Source organism: Labilibaculum antarcticum, assembly GCF_002356295.1.
Classification (GTDB): domain Bacteria; phylum Bacteroidota; class Bacteroidia; order Bacteroidales; family Marinifilaceae; genus Labilibaculum; species Labilibaculum antarcticum.
In genome coordinates this window covers 4091096-4104069 of record NZ_AP018042.1, presented here as the reverse complement: position 1 = coordinate 4104069, position 12974 = coordinate 4091096, and the positions used below count along the sequence as shown (strand labels likewise).

Annotated in this window: 12 protein-coding genes; all 12 read left to right on the top strand. The window is 33.1% G+C overall.

Annotated features, from left to right (window positions below; genetic code table 11):
• Positions 1 to 317 precede the first annotated feature (317 nt).
• The 12 genes from ALGA_RS16230 to ALGA_RS16175 all read left to right on the top strand — a co-directional run bounded on the left by ALGA_RS16230 (position 318) and on the right by ALGA_RS16175 (position 12846).
• The gene (locus ALGA_RS16230; RefSeq protein WP_096430919.1) at positions 318 to 1397 is read left to right on the top strand and encodes a tyrosine-type recombinase/integrase; all 1080 of its coding nucleotides are present in this window, start codon (positions 318 to 320) and stop codon (positions 1395 to 1397) included.
• Between the two features lie 136 nt (positions 1398 to 1533).
• On the top strand, positions 1534 to 1896 hold the full coding sequence (locus ALGA_RS16225; RefSeq protein WP_145957651.1) for a hypothetical protein: 363 nt from the start codon (positions 1534 to 1536) through the stop codon (positions 1894 to 1896).
• Positions 1889 to 2440 carry a hypothetical protein gene (locus ALGA_RS16220; RefSeq protein WP_096430915.1) on the top strand — a complete coding sequence of 184 codons (552 nt, stop codon included), beginning with the start codon at positions 1889 to 1891 and terminating at the stop codon, positions 2438 to 2440. Before ALGA_RS16225 ends, ALGA_RS16220 begins: the two co-directional genes overlap by 8 nt.
• Positions 2441 to 2673: 233 nt before the next feature.
• Positions 2674 to 3369, top strand: coding sequence for a toxin-antitoxin system YwqK family antitoxin (locus tag ALGA_RS16215; protein WP_096430913.1), 696 nt, complete (start codon positions 2674 to 2676; stop codon positions 3367 to 3369).
• Between the two features lie 224 nt (positions 3370 to 3593).
• Positions 3594 to 4538, top strand: a complete 945-nt coding sequence (locus tag ALGA_RS16210) for a hypothetical protein (protein WP_096430911.1) — start codon at positions 3594 to 3596, stop codon at positions 4536 to 4538.
• A gap of 204 nt (positions 4539 to 4742) precedes the next feature.
• Positions 4743 to 5438 carry a hypothetical protein gene (locus ALGA_RS16205; RefSeq protein WP_096430909.1) on the top strand — a complete coding sequence of 232 codons (696 nt, stop codon included), beginning with the start codon at positions 4743 to 4745 and terminating at the stop codon, positions 5436 to 5438.
• A gap of 225 nt (positions 5439 to 5663) precedes the next feature.
• On the top strand, positions 5664 to 6308 hold the full coding sequence (locus ALGA_RS16200) for a hypothetical protein (protein ID WP_096430907.1): 645 nt from the start codon (positions 5664 to 5666) through the stop codon (positions 6306 to 6308).
• Positions 6309 to 6580: 272 nt separating this feature from the next.
• The gene (locus tag ALGA_RS16195; protein WP_096430905.1) at positions 6581 to 8128 is read left to right on the top strand and encodes an IS1182 family transposase; all 1548 of its coding nucleotides are present in this window, start codon (positions 6581 to 6583) and stop codon (positions 8126 to 8128) included.
• 84 nt (positions 8129 to 8212) lie between these two features.
• Positions 8213 to 8968 (top strand): hypothetical protein, encoded by a 756-nt coding sequence (locus ALGA_RS16190; RefSeq protein WP_096430903.1) that lies wholly within the window; start codon positions 8213 to 8215, stop codon positions 8966 to 8968.
• A 273-nt stretch (positions 8969 to 9241) separates the two neighbouring features.
• Entirely contained in the window at positions 9242 to 10789 is a 1548-nt protein-coding gene (locus ALGA_RS16185) for an IS1182 family transposase (RefSeq protein ID WP_096430901.1), read from the top strand.
• A 56-nt stretch (positions 10790 to 10845) separates the two neighbouring features.
• Positions 10846 to 11301: an RDD family protein gene (locus ALGA_RS16180; protein WP_096430899.1), complete on the top strand. Its 456-nt coding sequence runs from the start codon at positions 10846 to 10848 to the stop codon at positions 11299 to 11301.
• A gap of 222 nt (positions 11302 to 11523) precedes the next feature.
• Positions 11524 to 12846 carry a TlpA family protein disulfide reductase gene (locus ALGA_RS16175; RefSeq protein WP_096430897.1) on the top strand — a complete coding sequence of 441 codons (1323 nt, stop codon included), beginning with the start codon at positions 11524 to 11526 and terminating at the stop codon, positions 12844 to 12846.
• Positions 12847 to 12974: the final 128 nt, after the last annotated feature.

The following is a 12974-nucleotide window of genomic DNA, read 5'->3' as shown; positions in this document are numbered from 1 at the left end:
GGCGGCATATTTCACCCTACAGGTGTATTATTTTAGCTACAGGCGCCATGTTTCATCCTAGAGGCGTTTAAAATTGACAACTGAAATATCAATAGTTCCAACAGGAATAGCAAATGGACAACTTGAAGCATGCCATTCCTACTTTACTACATACAACTGAAATCAAGCAGATACCCCGAGCGAGAGTTTGGGGTGTTTTTTTATTTTGCATGATAAGGCAAAAAGCTCAGCCCCCTTCCCTGTCTTATTTAACATGATTCTACTTTGCTAAACAGTATTAATTTTATAATTTAGTGAATCCGTAACAACAGCATTTAATGAGCACAAAAATCCACTTGTCGGCCGATAAACATCGCAATAAAGAAGTTGTAGTCATTCAATTTGACTACAGTTTGGAGGTTGTGGGTTTATTAAAGCAGAATTTTACTGCCCAATGGAGTCAAACAAAAAAATGCTGGTGGATTGCCCGAAAAGATTTTGATTACAAGAAGTTTAAGGAGGTGTTCTGCCCTACTGCTGAAATCGTAATTTACAAAGAAGAAAAAATACTTGAAATTGAATTTCCCAAGAGTTATATAGAAAAACTTAAAAGGCTTAGATCTAGTGATAGTACAATTAAAACTTATACTAAATATTTTAAAGATTTTCAAATTGCGCATAAAGATGTTGTTATAGATGATTTAGGGCCAGAAGAAATTAACAACTACTTAAGTGATTTAATTAGGAAAAGAAAGATGTCTCCTAGCCAACAAAATCAACGGATTAATTCGATCAAGTTTTATTTTGAAAAGGTGCTAGGCAGAAAAAAATTATATTACAAAATTGACAGACCAAGGAAACAGACCCGATTACCCAAGGTAATTGGCAAGAGCGAAATGATTGCTTTACTTTCAACTTGTAAGAACCTAAAACACAAATGTATTTTATCGCTAATTTATTCAGCAGGTTTGCGTAGAAGCGAATTGATAAATATGAAGGTAACGGATATTATTTCTGATCGCAATCAGGTGAGAATAAGTCAGGCAAAAGGCAATAAAGACAGATATTCTATTCTATCTGCGCATTTGCTCACAGAACTTAGAGTATATTATAAGGAGTACAAACCTAAAGATTGGCTATTCGAAGGCCAAAAACCAAATTCACAATATAGTGCAAGTAGTATTCGAAAAATATTAGAAAAAGCCAGCATTAAAGCAGGTATTAAAAGAAAAGTAACACCTCACATGTTACGTCATTCCTTTGCTACGCATTTGTTGGAACAAGGGGTTGATTTAAGATATATTCAGGTGTTATTAGGACATTCTTCATCAAAAACAACAGAAATATATACTCACGTATCTACTTTAGAATTGAGCAAAATTGTGAATCCTCTTGATGAACTATGGAACAAGACTTAACCAAAAGGTGCACAATACATGCCATATTGGTATGTATTGTGCACCTTTTTACCTGATATAGCGAAAATAAGTGCACCATAGGTGCACATATAAACAAGTTGTGTGCAACGCTAGCAGAGATTGAGCCATGGATTTAATGAGCAAAACTAATTTGATACTTGATTTTTTATACGGAGCAACAGGATTACTTTGGTGTATCTTTAGCATTGGGCGATTAATAATTAAAAAACGAATCTTTGATTATTATGATTTCTGTGGTAAAAATGGTTCGAGCAGTGATTTTAATAAAAAACCATTCAATTCTATAATTGGACCTTTTGCCCTGATTTACTTCTTTAAAGAACTTCCGAGCAAAAAACGAAATCCTGAATTTTATGCTGACACAAAGACACAGAGTCTGATTTCTGAATTGAAAGGATTTTCAAAGATTTTTGGTTATTTGCTTTTAAGTTGTATAGTTATTATTCTATTTACCATGATTTTCAAACTTGATGCATAAAGATATTTTAATACAATTGCCATACATTTTTATACAGCCTCAAAGATATTTCAGAGAGGTTATTGTAAATAGAACCTTTGTGATTAAAGACTTGTTTTATACTGCAATAGGATTATTCCCAATTATAACGATTTTACACATAATGGAATCCGAAGTTTTAAGCAGGTTTCAAACAGGACTTGAGACATTTATCTATGTATTTGCTTTTGTTTTAGGACTAACATTCTCATTAAGTTTTAGAACCTACTTTCTGACAATGGTGCTTAAAAAAATGGGGCACGTTTATGATTATAAATCTGTCGGAATGATTGTCGGAGTATCGATGATAATGAATATAATAATGATTCTGCTACCATTAATTATCCAAAGTGCAGATTTAAATATTTATTTCGAGATAGTATTTCGATTCTGGAATCTAATTTTGATACTAATAGGATTAGTTTGTTTAACAAAGATACGGTGGATAAGGATTGCTTTAGTATTATTGGTCATGTTTGGATTTGAGTTCATGTTTAGGTATTTATTTGGAGGAATAAGATTATAAATTAAAAATGCGCAGCACACAACAAAATGTAAAACAAATAGGGCGTGATGCTTAATTGGTTTTCATTGTGCAAGTAATAAACACCGCCGAAACTTTTGTTTCGGCTAATTAAATAATTTGTAAATTGGTAACCAAAACAAAAGCTTCGGCTCGTTGTACCGTGACAAGAAAGTGCAGTCTACTGCCCTACTTGTCTTACATCAATCCGTTAGGGCTAATTTTAAAGTAGAACAATGATTAATATTGACCGTTTCATAAAAATGTTTTTGCTCATTCTTTTGGTTTCATGTACGGAAGTGAAAAAGGAATATTATGAGAATGGCGTAATAAAATCCAAGGTTCAGTTAGACACTGAAAATAATTGGCATGGGAAAGTTAAACTTTACAATGATAAAGGAATTATCAATTTTGAGTCTAATTATTATCACGGTAAACCCAATGGATTAGCAAAGTTTTATTACCCTGATGGTAAATTGCGAATGGTTAAGCCTTTTGAAAAAGGCAAAATTAAGGGAGAAGTGCAAGGTTTCGACACATTGGGACAATTGAACTATATTGAGAGGCATCGGAACGATAAATTACTTAGTTATAAATGGTTTAATGCAGACGGAAAAGTCACTGATAGCTTTACCTATTTAAATGTTGATAGTTTACCAACGCTTTCTGATTTTAAAGTAACATTTTCTCACAATTGTGACACATTTATTAGTGGCGATACTGTAAATATAGATATTAAACACAGTTCAATTTTCAAAAATCAAATTGTTCCGATAGCAAGTAATGGAACTATAATATATCATTGGGAAAGAGACAGTTTCATTTATGAATTTATCCCAAGGCAACCTGGTCGTACTTTATTAAAAGTATGCGTAAAGGTCAATGATACATTGGAAAAAAGCATTGGAACTTTAAAGTATATCGTGAAATAAAAACTAGCCCTAACAAAAGCTAAATTGTCATGGGCGTTGATGAGCAGTTTGAAAGTTTAGTACAATTAATGAAAACCAGCAAGCCAATTAAACTTGTCTTGCTCAAAATATAAATAAGTAAATTTAATCGGCTTGCTTACTTGGCGCTTTGATGAGATTACTCTTTGAAATCGCCCACGAAACTTAGCAAGACCGTTAGAGTGCATTAATCACGAACATCAAATATGAAAACAATTCTAATTTTAACACTTGGAATAATAATTCTGACAAGTTGTAAAGAACAAGTTACTGAGACATTAATTGATGCTTCTAAAATGTCTCACCAAACTAAATATTTTTACAATTATGAGTCTGATAAGTTAATTTCACAGACAGAAAAAACATATACAATAATGTTTGGTCAAGTTGTTGACTCAATGCTTATCGAAACAGTTTTCGGGTATAATAACAAAGGATTGTTGATTAAGAAAAAGTCACAAAATAATTTTGAGCAAAAAGCTGAGTTAAGAATGTATGACTATGACTCAAACGATTCATTGATATTAGACATGACCATTAATCCGGAAAATGACACCACATTTTGGAATGAATATAAATATTTCTCAGATGGTAGAAAGATAGTTTTTGATCGAAAAATAATCCCAAGTTATTTTAATAATTCAGCTCTAATCGAAAATTTAGCTTCTGATACTTTCGACACAATTCAATATCAATATAAGTATCAGTATGAGGGTAATATTTGCACTCATTTAAAACAGTATGACAGTAAAAATAATCTGGCTAAAACTATCAAATTTGATTATCAAAATGATCTATTGATCAAAGAAACACACCTGTCCTATTTTAATTCATTAGAGCTCCTTGAGAAAATTAAAAACTACGATTATTCTAAATCTGAACATAAACCTGACACTTATGCTCTTGATTCAGAAAATGATACAATCGAGATGAGTATTAACGAATTCTATAAGGACGAATTATTGTCGACAACCGATTTTTTTGAATACGGTAACTTGATTTACAAAACATTATTTGAAAGTGGGAAAGAAATCAGCATAATCGGTTTCGATAGAACAACAAATAATAGAAGCGTAGATATATTAGATTATTATAAAAATGGTGATTTAAAAGAATCTAAGTCTTATAATGAGGAAATTAACGCACTCTAACAAAAGCTAAATTGTCATGGGCGCTGACAAGCAGTTTGATAGTTCAACTTAATTAAGGAAAACCAGCAAGCCTTGTAAATTTGTCTTGCTCAAAATATAAATAAGTAAATTTAATCGGCTTGCTTCGGTGCGCACTGATAAGGAAATTACTTTAAATCGCCCAAGAAACTTAGCAAAACCGTTGTGTGGCATACTAAGAGAAAAATGAACAAACTGATTTTAATAATATTTGGAATTATAATATTTGTTTCATGTCAAAATAATACTGACAAAAAACCTGAAACTTATATGGAAATCAATACTTCATTTTTCGACCTTAGAAATGGTGACTTGACAAAAAATAATTGGATACGAAATCCTGAAAATTTATTAATGGTTCATGAAACGTTGAAAAAATTTAACTACATGGACTTATTAAAACAATTCTATCATGACAGCGACGTGTTTATCTTGCAAGGACTTTACATCAAAAAAGACATCGTAGAATGGGTTGATTCACTCATTTTGACTCATGGACAAGCAAATATTGACAGTAAATATTATCGTGAATTTTGGAATCGTAGGGAACAGGAGAAAAATGATAGTATCGTATTTGAAATATTGAAAGACATTCAGAAATATAAATTTTCTAAAATTGGTCCAGCATATTCAGAAGAAATAGTAAATGACACATTATTTGACCTTTTGACAATTGAATTTGAGTATGACACGATTACAAAAGCGATTGCAGAGAAAAACTTCAGCAAGTTAGTGGAATATGGATTTCATGAATCTGCATACAACTTACTATTAGAAAGATATGAATACTATGACGTTGATTGGGACAGAAATGAACTAAAAAAGAGATTAAAGAAAATAGATAAAAATGAAGGTGTCTGGTTGATTGATAACACGAAATAAAAAGTACGACCACACAACAAAAGCTAAATTATCATGGGCGTTGATGAGCGAATTGAAAGTTTAGCACAATTAACAAACACCAGCAAGCCAATTAAACTTGGCTTTGCTCCTACTATAAATAAGTAAATTTAATCGGCTTGCTTACTTAGCGCATTGATAAGATTACTCTTTAAATCGCCCACGAAACTTAGCAAAACCGTTATGTGTAAACTTTAAAAATGGAACATGGTCGATTTTACTAAAATCTGTAAGATTTATATTATTGAATCTCAAAACCCCAATGATATTCTCAATAATAGAACTGAGGGGAAAGCTTTATCTGCAGGATTAGATTTAGCTGGGATTGCAAATCAATATTTTCAAGTTATAGATAATGAATGCTTCGATAAGTGTATTGAAATTATTTGTGAAGATATTAATCGGCTAAAGAAAGAAGGTTTAGTAGCTCCATATATACATATTTCAGCTCATGGAAATGAATCAGGAATAGGCTTAACAAGTGGTGAATTTTTAGAGTGGGACTCATTAACTCTAAAAGCGGATAGAATAAATGAATTAACAGGAAAAATACAGCCAGATCCAAAAAATCCTCACATTGAAATCTCGCCAATTAACTATTGCTTTTCAACTTGTCAAGGTTATAATGCATTCAAAATGCAAGGAGATATCAAGGAGAATAAATTTTCATCAATTATTGGTCCGGCAGCCCCTGTGGATTGGTCAGATTCACTTTTAGCTTTTATGACTTTATATCATCAAATATTTTATAAACGGCAGAAAGCAGTTACTGCTGTTGAGATTATGAATATGTCAGCAGGTCTTGACAATATTTTTAGAATTGCAATGGGATTTGGATTAGTGCTAAAATAAAGTCAACACATAACAAAAGCTAAATTTCATGGGCGGTGACGAGCAGTTTGAAAGTTTAGTGCAATTAACAAACACCAGCAAGCCAATTAAATGGGTTTGCCTAAAATTATAAATTTAATCGGCTTGCTTACTTGGCGCATTGATAAGATTACTCTTTGAAATCGCCCACGCAACTTAGCAAGACCGTCAGACTGTCTAAAAACCTTGATAAGTTGTTGATAAGTAGATGCATCTATATTTGACAGATTTTAAGCACTTTGTTATCTTAGAGTATGAGATTTATACAAGGACAAGACAGAACACAAACTCATCTTTTTCCCATCTCATTAGATCAGTCAATTGCTAGAGACAATGAAGTTCGATTAATCGATTTATTTGTTGATAGTCTTGATTTGAATGACTTTGGTTTTAAAGTTGATTTTGATGAAAACGGACGCCCCGCTTACCGTCCATCGGATTTACTCAAACTCTACATTTATGGGTATCTGAACAGAACCCGCTCCTCCCGAGGTTTAGAGAAAGAGTGCAAGAGAAACATAGAGGTCATGTGGTTACTCAAATGCTTAAGCCCTGACCACAATACCATTTCGAACTTTAGACGGGACAATCCCAAAGCAATAAAAAAAGTGTTTCGAAAAACCGTTCAGCTGGCCAAATACTTTAATTTGATTGGCGGGAAAATGTTAGCTGGAGACAGTACCAAACTAAGGGCACAGAACAGCAAAAAGCACAACTTCAATCAAAAAAAGATTGACCGTCATTTAGCTTATATTGAGAACAAACTTTCGGAGTATGAAAAGGCATTGGCAGAAAGTGACGGCGATAAAAAAAAGATCATCGAAGAAGAAATCAGCAAACAAACTGATCGGAAAAAGGAGTATCAAAATATAGAGAGTCAAATCAAGCAAACAGGTCAGCCTCAAATCTCTACTTCCGATCCTGACAGCCGTCAGATGATTATCCGTAATAACATTACCGAAGTAGCGTATAATGTACAAACTACGGTTGATTCAGATAACAACATCCCCATCGATAACAAAGTGACAAATGCCAACGACAGCAAAGCCATGGGCAATATGCTGCAACGTGCAAAATCAATTTTACGAAGCAACCAATTCACGGCTCTATACGATAAAGGTTATCATACCGGTTCCGAATTCGCTGTCGCGGATCGATTGGGTATTGAAACCATAGTAGCCATACCCAGAGTGGCAGCACAAGCACCAAATCCGCAGTATAATGTAGAAAATTTCAAGTACAACAAAGAGGAAGATTATTATACTTGTCCGCAAAACCAACAGCTAAAAAGTAACGGAAGATGGCACCAGGCCAGAACCTATCAGTTTAAACGCTACACGACCAAAGCCTGCGGGAACTGTGAAGTAAAAGATCAATGCAGTAAGGCTGTCTGTGGAAAGGCAATACAACGCAGTGAACACCAGGATCTCATTGAGATAAACAAACAACGCGTAAATCAGAATCAGAGCTACTACAAACGGCGACAGGCCATAGTTGAACATCCCTACGGAACCATAAAACGACAATGGGGCTTCGATCACATTATGACAAAAAAAGGCATAGCAAGGGCAAGTGCTGATGTAGGCTTAATAATGACAGCCTATAACCTACGCCGTTTAATCAATATAATTGGCCTAAAAACCCTTCTAAAATGGGCAATACTGCAATTATCTTGTTTTCTTGAATTTATGGTGCTGTTAAAGTTAAAAATGTCCCAAATAAGAACCTCAATTCTATTTCCAAATAAAAGGATTTTCAATTTTTATGTATGCTTAAAACCGCTATATTTAAGACTTAATTGAGCAGTTTTATAAGTTTTTAGACAAACTGCCGTTAGGGGTAATTTTAAAGAGGCATTTAATCTTTAATAACAATTGAATTACAAAATGACACCACTGAAATATTTATACAAAAGAAAATCTGAAAGTATCGTTCTATGGATATTAACAATAATATCGGTTTTTCTAATCTTTAAATCATCAGATGATCCATTATTACCGTTATTCGAAGGGGGGATTTTTGAAAGCATTTTCTATCAATTCAGCTATGGTAATATTATTATACAGACCATTACACTTGGTTTCTTAGTTAGTTTAATATTTTACCTTATAGTTGTGTATATACCGGCGAAAAGAAAAGAGAAAGATGTTAATCCCTATGTGAAAATTCAATGTGAATCTATCATATTTACATCCTACGCTATAATAGATGATATCATTTCAAAATCAGATTCGGGATATGATTTTAAAAATTTAACAAATGAACAATTTAAGGAGATTTGTGAAAATGTAAACCCCATAGAACACATTTCAAAATTCCACAATGATATTGGAAAATATTTTGATCATCATTTAGGTTACAAAATATACAACAGATGGATTAGAATTGAGGAAGAGATGAATAACCTTCTCAAACTACTACCTCATATTGATACTGGTATATTAAAAAAAATATACAATTTAAAGAATTGTACTTTTAGAATATTAGCAAAAGATTTATCTCAAGTGGAGAAATTTCAAAATGATAATTTAAATACCTGGTCAGAACATTTGTATGAGGTATATACGCTTACAAAAGATTTAAGAGATTATAGTAGTTTGTATTTTAAAACGGACCTTAAAAATGATCCATGGAATAAATAAAAACTACCCCTAACAAAAGCTAAATTTCATGGGCGGTGACAAGCGGTTCGAGAGTTAGTTCAATTAATAAACACCAGCAAGCCTCTATAATTGGTTTGTTCAAAATATAAACAATTTTACACGGCTTGCTTATTTAGCGGTTTGATAAGACAACTGTTTTAATCGCCCACGAAACTTAGCAAGACCGTCAGACTGTCTAAAAACCTTGATAAGTTGTTGATAAGTAGATGCATCTATATTTGACAGATTTTCAGCACTTTGTTATCTTAGAGTATGAGATTTATACAAGGACAAGACAGAACACAAACTCATCTTTTTCCCATCTCATTAGATCAGTCAATTGCTAGAGACAATGAAGTTCGATTAATCGATTTATTTGTTGATAGTCTTGATTTGAATGACTTTGGTTTTAAAGTTGATTTTGATGAAAACGGACGCCCCGCTTACCGTCCATCGGATTTACTCAAACTCTACATTTATGGGTATCTGAACAGAACCCGCTCCTCCCGAGGTTTAGAGAAAGAGTGCAAGAGAAACATAGAGGTCATGTGGTTACTCAAATGCTTAAGCCCTGACCACAATACCATTTCGAACTTTAGACGGGACAATCCCAAAGCAATAAAAAAAGTGTTTCGAAAAACCGTTCAGCTGGCCAAATACTTTAATTTGATTGGCGGGAAATTGTTAGCTGGAGACAGTACCAAACTCAGGGCACAGAACAGCAAAAAGAACAACTTCAACCAAAAAAAGATTGACCGTCATTTAGCTTATATTGAGAACAAGCTTTCGGAGTATGAAAAGGCATTGGCAGAAAGTGACGGCGATAAAAAAAAGATCATCGAAGAAGAAATCAGCAAACAAACTGATCGGAAAAAGGAGTATCAAAATATAGAGAGTCAAATCAAGCAAACAGGTCAGCCTCAAATCTCTACTTCCGATCCTGACAGCCGTCAGATGATTACCCGTAATAACATTACCGAAGTAGCGTATAATGTACAAACTACGGTTGATTCAGATAACAACATCCCCATCGATTACAAAGTGACAAATGCCAACGACAGCAAAGCCATGGGCAATATGCTGCAACGTGCAAAATCAATTTTACGAAGCAACCAATTCACGGCTCTATACGATAAAGGTTATCATACCGGTTCCGAATTCGCTGTCGCGGATCGATTGGGTATTGAAACCATAGTAGCCATACCCAGAGTGGCAGCACAAGCACCGAATCCGCAGTATAATGTAGAAAATTTCAAGTACAACAAAGAGGAAGATTATTATACTTGTCCGCAAAACCAACAGCTAAAAAGTAACGGAAGATGGCACCAGGCCAGAACCTATCAGTTTAAACGCTACACGACCAAAGCCTGCGGGAACTGTGAAGTAAAAGATCAATGCAGCAAGGCTGCTTGTGGGAAGGCAATACAACGCAGCGAACACCAGGATCTCATTGAGATAAACAAACAACGCGTAAATCAGAATCAGAGCTATTACAAACGACGGCAAGCCATAGTCGAACATCCCTACGGAACCATAAAACGACAATGGGGCTTCAATCACATTATGACAAAAAAAGGCATGGCAAGGGCAAGTGCTGATGTGGGCTTAATAATGACCGCCTATAACCTACGCCGTTTAATCAATACAATTGGCCTAAAAACCCTCATAAAATGGGCTCTACAGCAATTATCTTATTTTCTTGAATTAATAGTCCTGTTAGAATTAAAAGGGACCCAAATAAGAACCTCAATTCTATTTCCAAATAAAAGGATTTTCAATTTTTATGTATGCTTAAAACCGCTATATTTAAGACTTAATTGAGCAGTTTTATAAGTTTTTAGACAAACTGCCGTTACCAACAATTTTAAAACCAATACATGGAGTCGAGATTAGAATTAAAAACAAAAGCCAATTTAGGAAAAAGAATCTCAGCAGGACTAATAGATTATGGAATGGTATCTGTTTTTACAGCTGTAATGTTTTTTTTATATGGAGAACCTATTGAAGGAGGATATACTTTGACTGGCTATCCTTTTTTGATTGTAATTTTATTCTGGGCAGTCATGACAATAGGAATGGAACAACTTTTTGGTGTGACACTTGGTAACTACATGTCAGATTTGAAAGCTATTTCTGCTAGTAATTTTAATGACAGTAAAATCAGTTTAGGTCAATCCGTAAAGAGACACTTGATTGCAATAATAGATATTTGGCTTTTTGGACTTATAGGCATTCTATTAATTAAGAACACAAAGCTTAATCAAAGGTTAGGAGATATTTGGGCAAAAACCGTTGTTGTTGATACGACTGACGAGTGTCAAGGCATTCAATAAAACAGTTGGTAACAAAAGCTAAATTATCATGGGCGTTGACGAGCAGTTTGAAAGTTTAGTGCAATTAATAAACACCAGCAAGCCAATAAAATTTGGCCTTGCTCCTACTATAAATAAGTAAATTTAATCGGCTTGCTTACTTGGCGCATTGATAAGATTACTCTTTAAAATCGCCCACGAAACTTAGCAAAACCGTTATAGGCAAGCTTAAAAATAAAAAACATGAAAAAAATAATACCATCAATTCTTCTAATAATATTCACACTCCAACTAACCGCTCAAAATACAGAAATTTCCTCATTGCTCTCAGGAATTAGTTTAGTCCAAATCAAAGACAAATCAACAATTGATTATGATTTCATAAAGGAAACTGACAAGAAAATTGTAATAATAGAGTTTTGGGAAACTTGGTGCGCACCTTGCATTGAAGGAATGCACCATCTAAAAGAATTAAAAAATAAGTTTCCTGATAAACTCGAAATCATTTGTGTTTCAAGTGACAAGTTTAATCAAACAACGAAATTTATCAATAAAAACTTATTCCCATTTAAGTTTATTTATGACAAAGAAAAACAATTATCTAATATTTTCCCGCATACAGGGATACCTCACTCTATAGTCGTTGACACAAAGGGTCAAATACAAGCAGAAACATATCCAAGTTTTATTACCGAAACTATAATAAATAAATTAAGCTCAGGTAATTCTATTAATATTCCTAGAAAAAACAATTTTACGGAAGAATCTTTTAATAAATCATTTTCAGATAATAATGTTAAAAATTCACTTGTTTCGTTTGAACTTCAGACATATAAATTAGGAGATAGAAATTATACAGAAAGAGATTTTCGCCCTAATAAAAGGCGTGTAATCTCTGGTTATTCAGGTGACACTTACAAAGACACTCTCGAGATCATTCAAATATATAAATCAGCTGGTAAAAATATCTTACAGTTATATATGGACGCATATAAAGGTTATACAGAAAAAAGATTCATATTTCATAAAAAATTAAATTATTTGAAATCTGTTAGCCCTAATAATCGATATCGCATAAAATTCGAAGTAACCAATTTGTTTGGTGATTTTAATAAACTTTTCATTAACCAACTAAACGCATCTTTTGCATTAAAAACTAAAATTATAGAAAAGGAAGTGAATTATTATGAGCTTGCAGATGTTAAAATCAATAACAAAACAATTATGCCTGTAAATAAAGAACTACTGGTTAACCGTCAGGAATTTGATCAAAGTTTTAAAAATTTAAAAGTAAGTGGTGTTTATTCTGCAAATTCTATTGCCTCAATAATTGAAGATCAAATTGTTCATTTGCAAAGTAACAAATATTATAACGATGAAAATAAGAGAATATATTACCCTGTAATAACAAATTCAAAAGGATACTATACTTTAAATATTTCAATAGAAAATAAGAGTTCTAGTTTAGATAAATGGGTGGATATATTAGAAAAAAACGGATTGACTCTTGTCAAGAAAAAGGGAAAAATAAAATACATTCAAATTGAAAAATTATCTAACGAATAGAACAAAAAGCCAGCCTATAACAAAAGCTAAATTATCATGGGCGTTGATGAGCAGTTTGAAAGTTTAGTTCAATTAAGAAACACCAGCAAGCCAATTCAATTTGTCTTGCTCAAAATATAAATAAGTAA